At 73.2% G+C, this 19201-nt stretch carries 10 protein-coding genes; 6 read left to right on the forward strand and 4 right to left on the reverse strand.

What is annotated here, in order from left to right:
- Window positions 1–8: 8 nt before the first annotated feature.
- The 3 genes from J5X86_RS20215 to J5X86_RS20225 form a co-directional block, all read right to left on the reverse strand.
- Window positions 9–1613 (reverse strand): alpha/beta hydrolase, encoded by a 1605-nt coding sequence (locus J5X86_RS20215; protein ID WP_208518162.1) that lies wholly within the window; start codon window positions 1611–1613, stop codon window positions 9–11.
- Between the two features lie 96 nt (window positions 1614–1709).
- Complete coding sequence (locus J5X86_RS20220) at window positions 1710–3218, reverse strand: alpha/beta hydrolase (protein WP_208518163.1); 1509 nt, start codon at window positions 3216–3218, stop codon at window positions 1710–1712.
- Window positions 3219–3362: 144 nt separating this feature from the next.
- Entirely contained in the window at window positions 3363–6128 is a 2766-nt protein-coding gene (locus J5X86_RS20225) for a lysylphosphatidylglycerol synthase transmembrane domain-containing protein (RefSeq protein ID WP_208518164.1), read from the reverse strand.
- 221 nt (window positions 6129–6349) lie between these two features.
- On the opposite strand from J5X86_RS20225, the gene J5X86_RS20230 reads away from it, so the two are divergent.
- The 5 genes from J5X86_RS20230 to nudC all read left to right on the forward strand — a co-directional run bounded on the left by J5X86_RS20230 (window position 6350) and on the right by nudC (window position 16490).
- Window positions 6350–6739, forward strand: a complete 390-nt coding sequence (locus J5X86_RS20230) for an MGMT family protein (protein ID WP_208518165.1) — start codon at window positions 6350–6352, stop codon at window positions 6737–6739.
- A gap of 311 nt (window positions 6740–7050) precedes the next feature.
- On the forward strand, window positions 7051–10269 hold the full coding sequence (locus J5X86_RS20235) for an ATP-dependent DNA helicase (protein ID WP_243980945.1): 3219 nt from the start codon (window positions 7051–7053) through the stop codon (window positions 10267–10269).
- Window positions 10270–10364: 95 nt separating this feature from the next.
- Entirely contained in the window at window positions 10365–14033 is a 3669-nt protein-coding gene (locus J5X86_RS20240; protein WP_308124658.1) for an ATP-dependent DNA helicase, read from the forward strand.
- A gap of 54 nt (window positions 14034–14087) precedes the next feature.
- Window positions 14088–15503 carry a dipeptidase gene (locus tag J5X86_RS20245; protein WP_208518167.1) on the forward strand — a complete coding sequence of 472 codons (1416 nt, stop codon included), beginning with the start codon at window positions 14088–14090 and terminating at the stop codon, window positions 15501–15503.
- A gap of 51 nt (window positions 15504–15554) precedes the next feature.
- Entirely contained in the window at window positions 15555–16490 is a 936-nt protein-coding gene (nudC, locus tag J5X86_RS20250; RefSeq protein WP_208518168.1) for an NAD(+) diphosphatase, read from the forward strand.
- A 1-nt stretch (window position 16491) separates the two neighbouring features.
- Here nudC and J5X86_RS20255 read toward each other — a convergent pair whose 3' ends face one another.
- Entirely contained in the window at window positions 16492–16734 is a 243-nt protein-coding gene (locus J5X86_RS20255) for a mycoredoxin (protein WP_014054756.1), read from the reverse strand.
- Window positions 16735–16880: 146 nt separating this feature from the next.
- Between J5X86_RS20255 and J5X86_RS20260 the strand changes: the two genes are divergently transcribed.
- Window positions 16881–19175 (forward strand): ATP-dependent DNA helicase UvrD2, encoded by a 2295-nt coding sequence (locus J5X86_RS20260; protein ID WP_308124660.1) that lies wholly within the window; start codon window positions 16881–16883, stop codon window positions 19173–19175.
- Window positions 19176–19201: the final 26 nt, after the last annotated feature.

Raw genomic sequence — 19201 nt, forward strand, 5'->3', positions numbered from 1 at the left:
TGAGTCCCTTACCGGCAGGTCGTGCCGCCCGCGGGCACCTTCCCGTCCAGCAGATAGGCGTTCACGGTCTTCGTCATACAGGCGTTGCCGCTGTTGTACGCGCCATGGCCCTGCCCCTTGTAGGTGACCTCGACGCCCACGCCCTTGCCCAGCTCCTTGACCATCTTCCGCGCCCCCTCGTACGGGGTGGCGGGGTCGCCGGTGTTGCCGACCACGAGGATCGGCGCCGAGCCCTTGGCGGTGACGTCCGGGGTGTCCGTGGTGCCGTCCACCGGCCAGTCGGTGCAGCCGAGCAGGCCCCAGGCCAGATACTCGCCGAAGACCGGTGACGCCTTACGGAAGCGCGGCAGCTGCGCCTTCACATCGGTCACCGTGTAACGCTGCCTGTCGTCCACGCAGTTGATGGCGGCATTGGCGGCGTTGATGTTGCTGTAGTGGCCGTCATCGTCGCGGCCGGACATCGAATCCGACATGGCGAGCAGCAGATTGCCCTCGTCGAGCTGCATCGCCTCCTGCAGCCCGATCGTCAGGTACTTCCAGCTCTCCTTGTCGTAGAGCGCGGCGGCGATGCCGCCCAGCGCCCCGTCCTGGGTGAGCTTGCGGCCGCTCTCGGTGGACAGCGGCTTCTTGTCGAGCCTCTTCAGGAAGTCGACGATCCGGTCCGCACCGGCCGCCGGGTCGCCGCCGGTCGGGCAGGCCGCGCCCTTCTTGGCGCAGTCCTCGAGGTAGTTGTCGAGCGCGAGCTGGAACCCCTTCGCCTGGCCGTAGGAGCCCTGCTCGGGGTCCTCGGTGGGGTCGACCACGGCGTCCAGGACCGCGCGTCCCACCCGGCCGGGGAAGAGGTGGGCGTAGACGCCGCCGAGTTCGGTGCCGTAGGAGATGCCGAAGTACGACAGCTTGTCGTCGCCGAGCACCTGCCGCATGAGGTCCATGTCGCGGGCGGCGCTCACGGTGTCCACATGGGCGAGCACCGTGCCGGAACGCTTCTGGCAGCCCTTGATGAAGGCCCTGGCGTCCGCCATCGCTGTCTTGACCTCGGCGTCGTTGTCCGGAGTGCCGTCGACGGAGTCGGAGGCGTCGATCTGCTTGTCGCTCTGGCAGGTCACCCCGGCGCTCTCTCCGACCCCCCGCGGATCGAAGCTCACCAGGTCATAGCGTGAGCGCAAGGTGTCGTAGGCGGCGGCGAAACCGGGGAGCGAGGAGACCCCGGAGCCGCCGGGTCCGCCGAAATTGAACACCAGGGAGCCGATGCGCTTGCCCGGCCCGTTGGCCTTGGCGCGGATCATGGCCAGATCGATCGTCTCGCCCTTGGGCTTCGCATAGTCCAGCGGCGCCTTGAGCGTGGCGCATTCCCACCCATCTCCCGGCTTCTCACCGGTGCCCTGGATCGCGGTCGGGGCAGGGCAGGACGACCAGTTGAGCTTCTGAGCGGTGAGCGAGCCCGGCAGCCCGGAGTCCGAGGGCGCGGCCGGGGCCGGTGCCGAGGGCTTGGCCGACGCCTTGCCCTGCTCGCTTCCCCCGTCTCCGTCGCAGCCCGCGACGGCGATGAGGGCGACCATGGCGGTCATGGAGACCAGCGCCCTGGTCCGTATGGTGCGTGGGGAACTCGGCATATCCGGAGATCCTATGAGGAGGCGGGGGCGGAATCGTCCGTACTTCTTCTCAATGCCGTCACGGTTCGCCAGGCGGGCCCGGGCGCGGACCCGGGCCTAGCCGCAGACCTGGCCCTTCTCCGGCACCTTGCCCTGCAGCAGATAGGCGTTGACGGTCTTTCGGACGCAGGCGTTGCCGCCGTCGTACGCCCCATGGCCCTCGCCCTTGTAGGTGAGCTCGATCCCGACCCCGGGCCCCAGCTCCTTCGCCATCCGCCCCGCACCCTCGTACGGGGTGGCCGGGTCACCGGTGTTGCCGACGACCAGGATCGGGGCGGCCCCCTTGGCGCTCACGTCGGGTGTGGTCCAGGCGCCGCGGACCGGCCAGTCGGTGCACTGCGTCAGGCCCCACGCCATCATGTCGCCGAAGACGGGGGAGACCTTACGGAAGGCGGGCAGCTTCTGCTCGATGTCCGCGACCGTATAGCGCTGCTTGAAGTCGGCGCAGGTGATGGCGGTCAGCGCGGACTGCAGGGTGCTGTAGCGCCCGTCCGGGCCGCGTCCGTTCAAGGCGTCGCCCAGGGCCAGCAGGATTCTGCCGTCGCCCTGTTGGGCGCCCGCGATCCCCTGGGTGAGGTACTGCCAGTAGTCCCGGGAGTACAGGGACTGCGCGATACCGCCGTCGGCCAGGGACTCGGTCAGCTTCCGGCCGCCGTAGCCGCGCACCGGATGGCCGTCGAGCCGCTTCATCAGCGAGCGGATCCGGGGCTGGGTGGGGCAGCTGTAGACGCTGCTCTTGGTGCATGCCTTCAGATAGTCGCTGAGGGCGCGCTGAAACCCCTTGGCCTGGGCGAGCGCGCCCTGCTCGGGTGTCTGCATGGGGTCCACGACTCCGTCGAAGAGGGCTCGCCCCACCTTCTTCGGATACAGATGGGCGTAGACGCCGCCGAGTTCGGTGCCGTAGGAGACGCCGAAGTAGTGCATCTTCTTGTCGCCGAGGACGCGCCGCATGAGGTCCATGTCACGGGCGGCGTTGGTGGTGCCGACGTAGGGCAGGATCGTGCCGGAGTTCTTCTCGCATGCGGCGGCGTAGGTCTTGACCCGGCGGATCTGGCTCTTCACCTCGGCCTTGTTGTCCGGGGTGGAGTCGGCGGCGTAGTAGGCGTCGAGCTGTTTGTCCCCCAGGCAGCGCACCCCGCTGCTGCGGCCGACCCCGCGCGGATCGAAGCTGACCAGGTCGTAGCGGGTGCGTAGCTGCTTGTAGCTGTTGGCGAGGGCCGGAAGGGTGGCCACGCCCGAACCGCCGGGGCCGCCGAAGTTGAAGATGAGCGAGCCGATCCGGTGGCGCCGGTCGGTGGCCTTGGCGCGGATCATGGCGATGCCGATGGTCCGGCCGTGCGGCTTGCGATAGTCCAGCGGCGCATGGAGCGTCGCGCACTCCCACTGCCCGCCCGGGGCCCTGGTGGCGGCCGCGTCCTGGTTCGGGGAGGGGGCGGGGCAGCCGGACCAGTGCAGCTTCTGATGGGCCGAGGTGTCCGGCCGTCCGCCGCCGCTACCGCATCCGGCGGCCAGGACGGCCAGCAGCAGGGCGGTGGACAGCGCACCGAGGCGCAGAGGTCGGGACACGGCGGCCCTCCCGGGGGTGGCGGCGTATCGCCATCCTGCGGGCGGCGGGCGCCCCCCGCGCGCACAGCGGGGGCGTACGGGTGAGAGAGGAAGCCGGGGCGGCCGGGTGCCCGCGGGAGGGCTCCGGTGGGGCGTCCAGGGCCCCTACAGCGCCTCTCTGCGGGTGAGGTGGGTGAAGGCCACCCAGCCGGGCAGCACCGGCAGCCAGAAGACCATCAGCCGGAAGAGCAGCACCGCGGGCGCGGCGGTCTCGTACGGCAGCCCGGCGAAGGTCAGACCCGCGATCAGGGCGGCCTCGACCGCGCCCACACCGCCGGGGGTGGGCGCCGCCGACCCCAGGGCGTTGCCCGCGAGGAAGACGACGGCGATGCTCGCGTAGCTCAGCTCACCGCCGAACGCCCGGATCGCGGAGTCGAGGCACATCACATTGGCGGCGGTCAGCAGCAGGGTGCCGCCGATGCCGGTGAGCAGCTTCTTGGGCCGCTGCAGCACGTCCAGCATGCGCGGGATGACGCCCGCGAACAGCGACCGCACCCGGGTGGACACGAACTTCCGCAGGACGGGGATCGCGGTCACCACCAGGACCAGCACGGCGGCCGTCAGCAGCCCGGCGATCACGGTCCGGGACGGCGAGAGCGCCGGGGTGCGCTCGGTGCCGGTGATGTAGCCGAAGGTCAGCAGCAGCACGATATGGCTGGCGAGCCCGAACAGCTGGGAGGCGCCCACACTGGCCACCGCGAGCCCCGGCCGCACCCCCGCGCGCTGTAGGAAGCGGGTGTTGAGGGCGACGCCGCCGACCGCCGCGGGCGCCACCAGCTTCACGAACGAGGCGGCGACCTGCGCCAGCACCGTCCGCGGCAGCGGCACCTTCTCCGGGACGAAGCCGAGCAGGCTCAGCGCCGCGGCCAGATAGGTGAGCGCGGAGAAGAGGAGCGCGAAGATGACCCAGATCCAGTTGGCCTCGCCGACCAGGGCGCCCAGCTTGAGGTGGGTGAACTGGGACAGCAGGAAGTACGCGGCGAAGGCCCCCGCGCAGAAGCTGACCAGGGTGCGCGGCTTGATGCGCTCCAGCCGCTCGGGCTCTATCGGCGCCTGCGGCCTCACCAGCAGCACCTGCTGCCGGATCTGGGAGAGCAGATCCTCCTCGCGGGCGTCCTCCAGCGCCTCCTCTATGGCGCGCTTCTCCGCCTGCTTCTCGGCCTTGCTGGTCCTGCGGTCGCTGGTGGCCGCCTCCGGGGCCCCGGCCTCCTGGGCGTTCGTTTCCTCGGCCTCCTGCGCCTCCTTGGCCTCCTTGGCGGCGTGTGACGCCTCCAGGACGGCATCCCGCTGGCGCTGGGCGCGCTCGCGTGCGAGCTGCCGCAGGGTCGCGCGGGTGCCCCGGCCGAGCGCCAGGGGCTGCAGCAGCGGCAGGCTGTCGGCGACCGCGTCCGGGCCGAGGACCGCCACCGCGGCGGCCACGGAGCGCTCGGCACCCACGCGCAGACCCAGGGTGGTCATCAGCTGTGCGACGTCCATCCGCAGCACCACGTCACCGGCCGCGATCTCACCGCCGCGCAGATCGGTCAGGATGACCGTGCCGTTCCGGTCGACCAGCAGGGCGTCGCTGTCCAGCCGCCGGTGGGCGATGCGCCGCGACTGGAGTGCCTGGACCTCGTGCCAGGCCCCGGCCAGCAGCTCGTCGGTGATCGCCTCGTCCGGCAGGGCGTGCAGCGGACGCCCGCCGACATGCTCGTAGACCAGCATCACGGCGTCCGGGCCCAGCTCGGAGGTGGCGATCAGCTTGGCCGCGTTGGCCCCGGCCGCGATGGCCGCGTAGGCGAGCAGCGCCTCCTGCTCCAGGGCCTGGCGCAGCGACTGGAGGCTGCGGGGCGGGGTGATCGTCCGCAGTGTCAGCCGCTGCCAGACGCCGTAGAAGAAGCCCTGGGCCTGCTGCTCCCGGTCGACCACGGTGACGTCCAGGGGCGGGCCGTCCTCCAGGGTGACCAGATAGCGGCGGCTCCGGTCGCCGTGGCCGCCGTGCACGTCCTCGGGCTCCTCGGCGCGCATGGCGCTGACCGGGTTGAAGCCGACGCGGCGCAGCCCGGCGAGCAGGTTCTGGCCCGTGGGGCGCACATTGGGGGAGCCGACCGCATAGAGCGTGCCATAGGCCACCGTCCAGCCGATGAGCACCGTAAGGATGATCGAGAACGGTGTGGTGTAGCCGCCCACGAGCACCGCGAAGGCGTCGAGCAGCAGTACGCACCACATGGCCACCCGCCAGCGCGGGCGCCGGGCCATGCCGACGGCCGTCATATAGGCGATGACAGGGGCGAGATAGCCGTGCACGGGGTCGCTGAAGGCGCCGCCGGGCGCGGGCTGGGTGAGCGCCTCCCGGATCGAGCTGGGGGCTGCTCTGGCGACCCACAGGTCCGTGGCGAGGGACACTCCGTGGGCCAGCACCGCGGCCAGCACGCCATCGGCGATCCGCAGGCCGTCCCGTTTGATCAGCCGCTCGAAGGCGAACGCCACCGGCAGGACGAGAACGGCCACCCCGGCCGTGAGCCCCGCGAAGTCGATCAGGAGTGGGGGCGCCTGGTTGGCGCCGTGCCCGATGTCCTTCTCCAGGCCCGCGGTGGTGCCATGGGCGAAGGCCGCGATGGCCAGTACGACGGCCATGCCGAGGACCCCGAGCAGCAGCCGCAGCAGATCGGCGGGGCGGTGGACACGGGCGGGCAGCAGCGGCTCGTCCCCGGAGACCCGGTCCACATGGCCCTCCGGTCCGTCCGGGCCGCAGTCATCCCCCGCCTCCGGGGGCTCCTGCCGGCCGCCGGACGGCGCCTTGGAGTGCGGCAACGACTCCGGGGTGCGGGCCTCCTCCTCCGGAGGCTGCGCACCCTGCTGCTTCGCCGTCTCTTCTTGATCTCGTATCACCAGTCACCGCCCGGAAGATGGTGGCATGCCCGGGCTGCGGAGGGGGGCATCAGGGTGCATTTCGGGGACGTGAACCCCGAATGGTACGCCGTGCTGAGGATTCCCGCACAATGCGTGATCGAACCGCAATCCGCCCCCCAGCGGGCCCCTCGCCACCGCTCGCGGGGCGCTCGGCGCGGCCGTCGGCGGGGCTGTCGGAGGGGTGCGGCAGGATGGGGCGGATGAGCCGGGAGAGCAGGGAGAGCAAGGAGCCGGGGGACGGGGACAAGGCTGACGAGCTGCCCGAGTACGCCGAGCGGGTGCTGGACGTGGCCGAGTCGATCCCCTCCGGCCGCGTGATGACCTACGGGGACGTCGCGGAATGGCTGGAGGAGGGCGGGCCGCGCCAGGTGGGGCGGGTGATGGCGCTCTACGGGGGCGCCGTGCCGTGGTGGCGGGTCGTGCGTGCGGACGGTGTGCTGCTGCCCGGCCATGAGCTGCGCGCTCTTGACCACTACCGCGAGGAGGGCACCCCGCTGCGCGAGGCGGCGCGCTCGGCCGAGGGCCATCTGCCGCGGATCGACATGGCCAGGGCGCGGTGGGACGGGGGCGGGCAGGACCACGGCCGGTAGTGGGGCCGCATGCGGTGATGTTCCGGGGCTGCGGCAGCCGTGCCGGGGCGCGGCGTGCGCGGGGGCGTGCGCGGGGGCGTACGGGTGTGCGGTTTCGCGCGGGGCGGTACCGATATGCGGCGGGTCCACGGGCGTACCGGCGGTATCCACAGCCATACGGGTGAGGTCCTGCCGTGCATGAGAGGCTGTCCCGCACCCAGCCAACCCACCAGGACCGGCGATCCAACGTGAGCTCCTCCCCCTCGTCCCTTCCACGGCAGCGGCAGGCGCGGCAGCCCTCCTCACGGCAGTCGGCCTCGGGCGTCTACCGCCTGCTCCGTCATCGGCCGGAGCCCGGCGCCCTTCCTGCCCTGGACGCACGGCAGCGCGCTGTGGTTGAGCATCGGGGCGGCCCTTTGCTGGTGCTCGCCGGGCCCGGTACGGGCAAGACGACGACGCTCGTGGAGGCGGTGGCCCGCCGGGTGCGCGAGGGCGCGGACCCCGAGCGGCTCCTGGTGCTCACCTTCAGCCGTAAGGCCGCCGTCGAACTGCGCGACCGCATGGCCGCGCGCCTGGGCGGCGCGAGTGCCCCGCGGGCCACGACCTTCCACTCCTACTGCTACGCCCTGGTCCGCGCCCACCAGGACGTCGATCTCTTCGTCGATCCGCTGCGGCTGCTCTCCGGGCCGGAGCAGGACGTCGTCGTCAGGGAGCTGCTCGCCGGGCAGGCCGAGCTGGCGCGCGAGGGCCGGGCCTTCGTCCGCTGGCCCGACGACCTGCGCGCCTGCCTGACCACGCGGGGCTTCGCCGACGAGGTGCGCGCGGTGCTCGCCCGCAGCCGGGAGCTGGGCCTGGGCCCACGGGCGCTGGGGGAGTTCGCCGAGCGCACCGGGCGCCCCGACTGGTCCGCCGCGGCCGGCTTCCTCGCCGAGTACCTCGATGTCCTGGACGCCCAGGGGGTGCTGGACTACGCGGAGCTGGTGCACCGCGCGGTGCTGCTCGCCGGGCGGCCGGAGGTCGCGGCCGAGCTGGCGGGGCGGTACGACGCCGTGTTCGTCGACGAGTACCAGGACACCGACGTGGCCCAGGGCCGGCTGCTGGGGGCGCTCGCGGGCGGCGGCAGGACCCTGCTCGCCTTCGGCGACCCCGATCAGTCGATCTACGCCTTCCGCGGTGCCGACGTGGGCGGCATCCTCCGCTTCCGCGAGGACTTCCCGCGGGCGGACGGCCGGCCCGCCGACATGGAGGTCCTCACCGTTTCCCGCCGCTCGGGGGCCGCCCTGCTCGCGGCCACCCGGCGGATCACCGGCCGGATGCCGCTCACCCGGCTGCCCGCGCGAGCCGTAAGGGCGCATCGGGAGCTCGACGCCGCTCGCGACGGTGGCCGCGTCGAGGCGTACACGTACCCCACCGCGGGCGCCGAGCTCGACAACGTCGCCGACATTCTGCGCCGCGCCCATCTGGAGGACGGGGTGCCTTGGCGTGAGATGGCCGTCCTGGTGCGCGCCGGGGGGCGCTCGATCCCCGGTGTGCGCCGGGCGCTCACCTCGGCCGGCGTCCCCGTCGAGGTGGACGGCGATGACATCCCGCTGCGCCATGAGCCCGCCGTGGCCCCCCTGCTGACGGCGCTCCGCGCCGCCGCCACGGCCGCGCTGCCGGACAGCGGCGGGCTGTCCGCGGTCCTCGGCGTCGAGACCGCCCTGACCCTGCTCACCTCGCCCCTCGGCGGTATGGACGCCGCCGATCTGCGCCGCCTGGGCCGTGCGCTGCGCGAGGAGGAGCGGTCCGCCGGACGCGCGGTGCCGCGCCCCTCCGACGTCCTGCTCGCCGAGGCGCTCGCCGAGCCGGAGCGGCTGGCCGTCCACGACCCGGCGTACGCACGTGGCGCCCAGCGGCTCGGGCTGCTGCTGCGCACCGCCCGGGAGGCGCTGGCCCGGGGCGGCACCGCCGAGCAGGCGCTGTGGCAGCTATGGGACGGCACCTCCTGGCCCGGCCGGCTGGAGCGGGCCGCGCAGCGCGGCGGCACCGCCGGGCGGAACGCGGACCGTGACCTCGACGCGGTGTGCGCGCTGTTCGAGACCGCCGCCCGCGCCGAGGAGCGCACCGGCGGCCGTGGCGCCCTCAACTTCCTGGAGGAGATCGACGCCCAGGACATCGCCGCCGACACCCTCTCCCGCCGGATGGTCCGCCCCGACGCCGTACGGCTGATGACCGCCCACCGCGCCAAGGGGCTCGAATGGGCCCTGGTGGTCGTCGCGGGGGTGCAGGAGGGGCTGTGGCCCGATCTGCGGCGGCGTGGCTCGCTCCTGGAGGCCGACCGGATCGGCCGGGACGGACTGGCCGAGCCGCTGCCGCCGGGCGCGCTGCTGGCCGAGGAGCGGCGGCTGTTCTACGTGGCGGCGACCCGCGCGAAGGAGCGGCTCGTGGTCACCGCCGTCAAGGCCGCCTCCGAGGACGGGGACCAGCCCTCCCGTTTCCTCACCGAACTTGGCGTCCCGCCCACCGACGTCACCCAGCGGCCGCGCCGCCCGCTGTCCGTCGCCGCGCTCGTCGCCGAGCTGCGCGCCACCACCGTCGACCCGGACGCCTCGGAGGCGCTGCGCGACGCCGCCGCGCGCCGGCTGGCGCGGCTCGCGGCGTTGCGCGACGAGGAGGGCCGGCCGCTGGTCCCGGCCGCCCATCCGCACCGCTGGTGGGGGCTGCACGAGCCGACGCACAGCGAGGTCCCGCTGCGCGACCGGGACCGGCCCGTGGCGCTGTCCGGCAGCGCCCTCGACCAGCTCGTCAACACCTGCTCGCTCCAGTGGTTCCTGGGGCGCGAGGTGAAGGCGGACGCGCCCTCGACGGCCGCCCAGGGCTTCGGCAACGTCGTGCACGTCCTGGCCGACGAGGTCGCCTCCGGCCGCACCCCGGCCGATCTCGCGGTCCTCATGGAGCGCCTGGACTCCGTATGGGACGCGCTCGCCTTCGACGCCCCCTGGAAGTCACGGCAGGAGAAGGAGCAGGCACGGGCGGCCCTGGAGCGCTTTCTGCACTGGCATGTGATGGAGCGCGGCGGCCGTACCCCGGTCGCCACCGAGCACTCCTTCGACGTCACGCTCGAAGCCGACGTCCATAAGGTGCGCATCCGCGGCAGCATGGACCGCGTCGAGACGGACGGCGAGGGGCGTGCCTACGTCGTCGACTTCAAGACCGGAAAACAGGCCGTGACCCGCGGCGACGTCGAGCACCATCCCCAGCTGGCGGCCTATCAGCTTGCGGTGCGCGAGGGCGCCGTCGACGACCTCTTCGAGGGCGGGCGCCCCGAGGCGGGCGGCGCGGAGCTCGTCCAGCTGCGGCAGGGCGCCGCCAAGAAGGACGGCGGCGACGACGTCCCCAAGGTCCAGGCCCAGGAGCCGCCGGACGGCGAGTGGGTGGGGCAGCTGCTCGCCACGGCGGCCGGGCGCGTCCTCGACGAGCGGTTCACCCCGACCACGGGCGACCACTGCGAGCGCTGCGCCTTCCGCGGCGCGTGCAGCGCCCGGGCGGAGGGGCGCCATGTGGTCGACTGACGCTTTCGCGTATCGGGCCTGGATTCCGGGGCGGCCGCCCACCGGGGCGGCGAGGGCGGCGGGGCATGTCGGTGGGCACCGATAGCCTCACTGGAGTGTCAGCCCGCATCACCGATCCCGAGGAGCTCAAGGAACTCCTCGGGATCCCGTTCACCCCGGAGCAGGTGGCGTGCATCACCGCACCGCCCGCCCCGCAGGTGATCGTCGCCGGGGCGGGCTCCGGCAAGACCACGGTGATGGCCGCCCGCGTCGTCTGGCTGGTCGGCACCGGACAGGTCGCGCCCGACCGGGTGCTCGGCCTCACGTTCACCAACAAGGCCGCCGGAGAGCTGGCGGAGCGGGTCCGTAAGGCCCTCGTCGCGGCGGGCATCGTCGATCAGGACCCGGATCCGGGCGCCAGCGAGGAGGCCGCGGGCGAGCCCGTCATCTCCACGTACCACGCCTTCGCCGGACAGCTGCTCAAGGACCACGGGCTGCGCGTCGGCCTGGAGCCGAGCGCCCGGCTGCTCGCCGACGCCACCCGCTTCCAGCTCGCCGCGCGCGTCCTGCGCTCGGCGCCCGGCCCTTATCCGGCGCTCACCCGCCCCTTCTCCGACCTGGTCACCGATCTGCTCGCGCTCGACGCCGAGCTCGCCGAGCACCTCGTCCCCGCGGGGCGGCTGCGGGCGTACGACACCGAGCTGCTGCGGACCCTGGAAGGGACGCGGCTCACCAACGAGGCGCTGCGCAAGGTACCCGAGGCCGCCCGCGCCCGCCAGGAACTGCTGGGCCTGGTCGAGGCGTACCGCGAGGAGAAGCGGCGCCGCGATCTGCTCGACTTCGGCGACCAGATCGCCCATTCGGCCACCCTGGCCCTCGACCACCCGGAGGTCGGCCGGATCCTGCGCGAGCAGTTCGAGGTCGTCCTGCTCGACGAGTACCAGGACACCTCGGTCGCCCAGCGGCTGCTGCTGTCCGGTCTCTTCGGCGGCGGCACCGGACACCCCGTCACCGCCGTCGGCGACCCCTGTCAGGCCATCTACGGCTGGCGCGGCGCCTCCGTGGCCAACCTGGACGACTTCCCCGAGCACTTCCCGCACGCCGACAGCCGCCCGGCGGGGCGCTTCGCGCTCAGCGAGAACCGGCGCAGCGGGGGCCGCCTCCTGGACCTCGCCAACGGGCTGGCCGCCCCGCTGCGCGCGATGCACGAGGGCGTCGAGGCACTGCGCCCCGCGCCCGGCGCCGAGCGGGACGGAGCGGTGCGCTGTGCGCTGCTGCCCACCCACGCCGAGGAGCTGGCCTGGCTGGCCGATTCCATCGCCCACTTGGTGCGCACCGGCACCCCGCCCGGTGAGATCGCGGTCCTGTGCCGTACGGCGGGTGACTTCGCGCAGATCCAGGGCGCCCTGGTGGAGCGGGACATTCCGGTTGAGGTGGTGGGCCTGTCGGGGCTGCTGCATCTGCCGGAGGTGGCCGATCTGGTGGCCGTCTGCGAGGTCCTCCAGGATCCGGGGGCCAACGCCGCGCTGGTCCGTCTGCTCACCGGGCCGCGCTGGCGGATCGGCCCCCGCGACCTCGCGCTGCTCGGCCGCCGCGCCCGCGCGCTGGTCTCCCACGGCGGGCCGGACGGGGCGGAGGACGATCCGGACCTACGGCTCGCCGGGGCCGTCGAGGGCACCGACCCCTCCGAGGTGATCTCCCTCGCCGACGCCCTCGACACCTTCCTGGAGGCGGGCGGCGGCCCGGACGACGGGCTGCCCTTCTCGGCCGAGGCACGGGTCCGGTTCGCCCGGCTCGCGGCCGAACTCCGCGAACTGCGCCGCTCGCTGGCCGATCCGCTGATGGACGTGCTCCACCGGGTCCTGACCACCACGGGCCTGGAGGTCGAGCTGTCCGCCTCACCCCACGCCCTGGCAGCGCGCCGCCGCGAGACGCTCGGCAACTTCCTGGACGTCGCGGCCGCCTTCGCGGGCCGGGAGGGCGGCGCGGCCGTGGAGGGCGAGGCCACCGTGCAGGGCTTCCTCGGCTTTCTGCGCACCGCCGCGCAGTACGAGAAGGGGCTCGACAACGCCCTCCCCGGCGGCGAGAACACGGTCAAGGTGCTCACCGCCCACAAGTCCAAGGGGCTGGAGTGGGACGTGGTGGCGGTGCCGGGGCTGGTCGCCAAGCAGTTCCCGAGCGAACAGTCCCGCGAGTCCTGGACGGCGAACGCGAAGGTCCTGCCGCATGAGCTGCGCGGGGACGCGCGGACCCTCCCGGACGTCACCGCGTGGGACAGCAAGGGGATCGCGGCCTTCAAGGACGCCATGAAGGAGCATCAGCGGACCGAGGAGCTCCGGCTGGGCTATGTGACCTTCACCCGGCCGCGGTCGCTGCTGCTGGGCTCCGGCCACTGGTGGGGCCCCACCCAGAAGCGGCCGCGCGGCCCGTCGGCCTTCCTGGACGCGCTGCGCGAGCACTGTGAGGCCGGGTACGGCGAGGTCGAGGCATGGGCCGAGCCGCCGGAGGAGGGCGCGGAGAACCCGGCCCTGCGGGAGTCGGCGGCCGACCGGGCCTGGCCGCTTCCGCTGGACCCGGCCGCGCTGCGCCACCGGCGGCGCGCCGCCGATGTGGTGCTCGCCCATCTGGCGCGCATCGAGACGGCGGGAGAGGGGCCGACCGCGCATGACGGGGGGCACCCCTCGGCTGACGGAGACCCGTTCCCGGAGCCCATGGACGACCTGCAGCCACCGGAGGAGCCTGAGCCCCCGGAGGACCCGGAGTGGCCCGAGCCTCCGGAGGACCCTTACGCGGACGCGGACGCGGACGCGTACGGCGAGGCTGCCGACGACCCGTACGAGGACGAACCGTACGGCGACGGGCCACACGCCGATCCTTACGGCGCACCGGAACCCGGTGTGCCGGATATCACGCGAGAACCGGCCGAGGACGAGCTGGCGCCCGAGGAGGCCCGGCTGGCCGATTCCTGGGACCGCGATCTGGACGCGCTCGCCGGGGAGCTGCGCCGCGCCCGCGAGACCGTGCACGAGGTGCCGCTGCCGGGGACGCTCACCGCCTCCCAGCTGCTGCGCCTCGCCGCCGACCCGGACGGCTTCGCACGGGAGCTGGCCCGCCCCATGCCCCGGCCGCCGCGCCCCGCCGCGCGGCGCGGCACCCGCTTCCACGCCTGGGTCGAAGCGCGCTTCGAGGCGCTGTCGCTGCCCTTCCTCGGCCCCGACGAGCTGCCGGGCGGCGAGGAAGACGAGGCGGAGATCGCCGACGAGCGGGATCTGACCGCGCTCAAGGAGGCGTTCGCGCGCACGCCGTACGCCCGTCGCACCCCTTACCGCGTGGAGGTACCGGTCCAGCTGACCCTTGCGGGCCGCATCATCCGCGGCCGGATCGACGCGGTGTACCGCGCGTCCGGGACGGGCCCCGACGGCGGCCCGCGCTACGAGATCGTCGACTGGAAGACCGGCCGCTCCCAGGACGCCGACCCGCTCCAGCTGGCCATCTACCGCCTCGCCTGGGCCGAGCAGCACGGACTGCCCCTGTCGGCGGTCACGGCGGCGTTCGTGTACGTGCGCAGCGGTGAGGTCGTGCGCCCCGCCGGGCTGCCCGGCCGGGCCGGGCTCGAGCGCGTCCTGCTCGGGGAGCCGGGCGGCGGGACCGGCGGCGGAACGCTCGGCGAGCCGGAGGACGTGGATGGGGGCGCGGAGGCGGACGTGGCCGGGGATGGGGCCGGGGGCGCGACCGGAAGTGACCGTATCGACGCCGAAACCGTCACCGAGAGCGAGCGCTCATGAGCGGCCCGGAGGCCCCCGCCCTCGTCCCGCCGCGGGCCGGATAGGCTCACATGCATGAGCAACACCCCGGAAACGGACAACGCCGTCCGCGCCTATGTGGACGACCATCGCGCCGCCTTTCTCGCCGAACTCTCCGAGTGGCTGCGCATCCCGTCCGTATCCGCCGACCCGGCCCGCGCCGACGACGTCCGGCGCAGTGCCCAGTGGCTGAGGGACCACCTGGCCGCGACGGGCTTCCCGGTGGCTGAGATATGGGACACACCGGGCGCCCCGGCCGTGTTCGCCGAATGGCCGTCCGGCGATCCCGACGCCCTTACAGTGCTCGTCTACGGGCACCACGACGTCCAGCCCGCCGACCGCGCGGACGGCTGGCGCACCGACCCCTTCGAGCCCGTCATCGAGGACGGCAGGCTCTACGCCCGCGGTGCCGCCGACGACAAGGGGCAGGTCCTTTTCCACACCCTGGGGATACGGGCGCACCTGGCCGTGACCGGCCGCGGCGCGCCTGCGGTGAACCTCAAGCTGCTGATCGAGGGCGAGGAGGAGTCCGGCTCCCCGCACTTCCCCGAACTGGTCCGCGCGCAGGCCGACCGGCTGGCCTGCGACACCGTGATCGTCTCCGACACCGGGATGTGGTCCGAGGACACCCCGACCGTCTGCACCGGCATGCGGGGCCTCGTCGAATGCCAGATCGATCTCCACGGACCCGCCCAGGACATCCACTCCGGCTCCTTCGGCGGCGCGGTCCCCAACCCGGCCACCGAGGCCGCCCGTCTGGCCGCCGCGCTGCACGACGCCGACCGAAAGGTGGCCATCCCCGGCTTCTACGACGGTGTCGTGGAACTGACCGACCGTGAGCGCGAGCTCTTCGCCGAGCTGCCCTTCGACGAGGCGGGCTGGCTGCGGACCGCGCATTCCCGGGCCTCGCTCGGCGAGGCGGGGTACTCCACCCTGGAGCGGATCTGGGCCCGTCCGACCGCCGAGGTCAACGGCATTGGCGGGGGCTACCAGGGGCCGGGCGGAAAGACCATCGTGCCCTCGGCCGCCCAGCTGAAGCTGTCCTTCCGGCTGGTGGCCGGGCAGGACGTGGAGAAGGTCCAGTCGGCCGTACGGGACTGGGCCGCCGCCCAGCTCCCGGCCGGTATCCGCCATGAGATCACCTATTGGGGCGCCACCCGCCCCTGTCTGACGCCGCTGGACCACCCCGCGCTCCAGTCGGTCGTCCGGGCCATGGGGCGCGCCTTCGGCCAGGAGATCCGCTTCACCCGCGAGGGCGGATCGGGCCCCGCCGCCGATCTCCAGGACGTCCTCGGCGCTCCGGTGCTCTTCCTGGGCATCTCGGTGCCGTCCGACGGCTGGCACGCGCCCAACGAGAAGGTCGAGCTCGGCCTGCTCATGAAGGGTGCCGAGACGGCCGCCCATCTCTGGGACGATCTCGCCGAGAGCGAGAGCGAGAGTGTACGGAAATAGCTCGCTTATGTACGTAAACCACCCATTTCGCTGGGGGAGTTGGAAGCAACCGTGACCACCTGGACCGACCACGCCACCGACCGGCCGATCACGCTCGCTGCCCCGGGCGGCATCGACCGCTCCGCGCATCACCGCCTGGACGAGGCGTGGCTGGCGGCGGCGTGGAGTCACCCGACGACGCGTGTCTTCGTGGTCTCCGGCGGCCAGGCCCTGGTCGACGACAGCCCGGACGGCCGCACCGAGCTCGTCATGACCCCGTCCTTCGAGGCCCCGCCCACCGAGAACCACCGCTACTTCCTGGGCACCGACCAGGAGGGCGTGCGCTACTTCGCGCTGCAGAAGGACTCCCTGCCGGGGCGGATGGACCAGTCGGCACGCCCCGCCGGGCTGCGCGAGGCGGGCGCGCTGCTGTCCGAGCGCGACGCCGGGCTGCTGGTGCACGCGGTCGCGCTGGAGAACTGGCAGCGGCTGCACCGCTTCTGCTCACGCTGCGGTGAGCGCACGATGATCGCGGCGGCGGGCCATATCCGCCGCTGCCCCGCGTGCGGGGCCGAGCACTACCCGCGGACCGACCCCGCCGTGATCATGTTGGTGCGGGACGAGCAGGACCGCGCGCTGCTGGGACGCCAGGTGCACTGGCCGGAGGGGCGCTTCTCGACGCTGGCGGGCTTCGTGGAGCCGGGCGAGTCGATCGAGCAGGCCGTGGTCCGCGAGGTGGCGGAGGAGGCGGGCGTCACGGTCGGCGAGGTCGAGTATGTGGCCAGCCAGCCATGGCCGTTCCCGTCCAGCCTGATGCTCGGCTTCATGGCGCAGGCCACGTCCTCCCGGATCCAGGTGGACGGGGAGGAGATCCACGAGGCGCGCTGGTTCTCCCGGGACGACCTGCGGGCCGCGATCGAGTCCGGAGAGGTCCTGCCTCCGTCCGGTATCTCGATCGCGGCCCGGCTGATCGAGCTCTGGTACGGCGAGCCGCTGCCGCGAGGCTGACTCAGCCGCCGACCTTGGCCTTGACCTGCGCCAAGGACGGGTTGGTCAGGGTCGACCCATCAGGGAAGAGAACGGTCGGCACCGTCTGGTTGCCGCCGTTCGCCTTCTCGACGAAGGCCGCGGACTCCGGGTCCTGCTCGATGTTGATCTCGGTGTAGGCGATGCCCTCGCGGTCCATCTGCCCCTTCAGGCGGCGGCAGTAGCCGCACCAGGTGGTGCTGTACATCGTCACAGTGCCGGACATCGGTCTTCGCTCTCCTCGGGGTCGTGGTGGGTGGGCAGAAGGTGAACGCTCACCCTCCGCCGGTCATTCCCGGATTCATATGACCGGAAGGCCATGGCTGTGGACAACCGGCACGGGGGTCCCAGGGGACCTGGCAGCATGGCGGGGTGACTGCAGCAACGTCCTCCACTCTGTTCCCGCAGGGCTCCACGTCGGGCTCCTACGCGGCCACGCCGCGTGACGCCGACGCGGTGCTCGACGGGCTCGACCCCGAGCAGCGCGAGGTGGCGACGTCCCTGCACGGCGCGGTGTGCGTGCTGGCCGGGGCCGGCACCGGCAAGACCCGCGCCATCACCCACCGGATCGCCTATGGGGTGCGCGCGGGCATGCTCCAGCCCGCCAGCGTGCTGGCCGTCACCTTCACCAACCGGGCGGCGGGGGAGATGCGCGGCCGGCTGCGGCAGCTCGGCGCGGGCGGGGTGCAGGCGCGCACCTTCCACTCGGCGGCCCTGCGGCAGTTGCAGTACTTCTGGCCCAAGGCGGTCGGCGGTGAGGTGCCGCGGCTGGTCGAGCGCAAGGTGCAGCTCGTGGCCGAGGCCGCCGCGCGGTGCCGGGTCCGGCTGGACCGCAATGAGCTGCGGGACGTGACCGGCGAGATCGAATGGTCGAAGGTCACCCAGACCGTGCCCGAGGACTATCCGGCCGTGGCCGCCAAATCCGGCCGGGAGGCCCCCCGCGACGCCGCTGAGATCGGCCGGATCTACGCCACCTATGAGCAGTTGAAGCGCGACCGCGGCGTCATCGACTTCGAGGATGTGCTGCTCCTCACGGTCGGTGTGCTCCAGGAGCGGCACGACATCGCGGATCAGGTGCGCCGTCAGTACCAGCACTTCGTGGTCGACGAGTACCAGGACGTCAGCCCGCTGCAGCAGCGGCTGCTGGAGCTGTGGCTGGGCGACCGGGACAGCCTGTGCGTGGTCGGCGACGCCAGCCAGACCATCTACTCCTTCACCGGCGCCACCCCCGACCATCTGCTGGACTTCCGCACCCGCCACCCCGGGGCCACGGTGGTCAAGCTGATCCGGGACTACCGCTCCACCCCGCAGGTGGTCCATCTGGCCAACGGGCTGCTCTCCCAGGCCCGTGGCCGGGCCGCCGAGCACCGGCTGGAGCTGGTCTCCCAGCGGGAGGCGGGCCCCGACCCGGTCTACGCCGCCTATGCGGACGAGCCGGCCGAGGCCGAGGGCACCGCCCGCCGGATCCGTGAGCTGATCACCCCGGTCGAGCAAGGGGGTGGCGGCGTCCCGGCGAGCCAGATCGCGGTCCTCTACCGGGTCAACGCCCAGTCGGAGCTCTATGAGCAGGCGCTGGCCGATGCCCAGGTGCCCTATCAGCTCCGCGGCGCCGAGCGGTTCTTCGAGCGGCCCGAGGTGCGCGAGGCGGGGCTGCTGCTGCGCGGCGCGGCGCGCGGGAGAAGTGCCGACCCGGCGCTCGCGGACGCGGACATCCCGTCCCAGGTGCGGGCCGTGCTGGGCACCCGTGGCTGGACGCCCGAGCCCCCGGTGGGGTCGGGCGCGGTGCGCGACCGCTGGGAATCCCTGGCCGCCCTGGTGCGGCTCGCCGAGGACTTCGCGGGCAGCCGCCCCGGGGCCACGCTCTCCGATCTGGTGGCGGAGCTCGACGAGCGGGCGGCGGCGCAGCACGCCCCGACCGTCGAGGGTGTGACCCTCGCCTCACTCCACGCGGCCAAGGGCCTCGAATGGGACGCCGTCTTCCTGGTCGGTCTCACCGAGGGGATGGTGCCGATCACCTACGCCAAGACGGACCAGCAGATCGAGGAGGAGCGCCGGCTGCTCTATGTGGGGGTCACCCGCGCCCGTCACCATCTGACGCTGTCCTGGGCGCTCTCGCGGGCTCCGGGCGGCCGGGCCTCGCGTCGCCCCACCCGCTTTCTCAACGGGCTGCGGCCCGGCTCCCAGGCCGTGGGTGCCCGCACCCTCGGCGGGGCCGGCGGGATCGAGCGCGGGGCGGCGGCCCCGGGCGGGGGCGGCGGGGTGCGCAGGCGGCGCGGTCCGGTCCACTGCCGGGTGTGCGGCCGGGCGCTGACCGACGCGGGCGAGATGAAGCTGATGCGCTGCGAGGGCTGCCCGTCCGAGCTGGACGAGGCGCTCCATGAGCGGTTGCGCGACTGGCGGGCGGAGCAGGCGGGCTTGCTGGGGCAGCCGGCCTATTGCGTGTTCACGGACAAGACACTGCTCGCGATCGCCGAGGCCGTTCCGGAAACCGAATCGGAGCTCGCCCGCATCGCCGGTGTCGGACGACGCAAGCTCGACCGGTTCGGAGCCGACGTTCTCGCGCTGTGCGAGGGGCGGGAACTGCCCTCGGCAGTCGACGGCGAGGGGGACGACGGTGCCGGGGGAAGCCATTCGGGTGACCCTAGGCAAAACTCGACGGAAAAATAGTTTGCGCGCGCGGAGGCCATACCCAT

The organism is Streptomyces sp. NEAU-YJ-81, assembly GCF_017592595.1.
Taxonomy (GTDB): Bacteria; Actinomycetota; Actinomycetes; order Streptomycetales; family Streptomycetaceae; genus Streptomyces; species Streptomyces hygroscopicus_B.

Excerpts from the sequence above, each read along its gene's own strand:
- J5X86_RS20215 (WP_208518162.1), bottom strand. The coding sequence starts at position 1,613 with ATGCCGAGTTCCCCACGCACCATACGGACCAGGGCGCTGGTCTCCATG.
- J5X86_RS20230 (WP_208518165.1), top strand. The coding sequence starts at position 6,350 with ATGAGCCGGGAGAGCAGGGAGAGCAAGGAGCCGGGGGACGGGGACAAG.
- J5X86_RS20245 (WP_208518167.1), top strand. The coding sequence starts at position 14,088 with ATGAGCAACACCCCGGAAACGGACAACGCCGTCCGCGCCTATGTGGAC.
- J5X86_RS20255 (WP_014054756.1), bottom strand. The coding sequence starts at position 16,734 with ATGTCCGGCACTGTGACGATGTACAGCACCACCTGGTGCGGCTACTGC.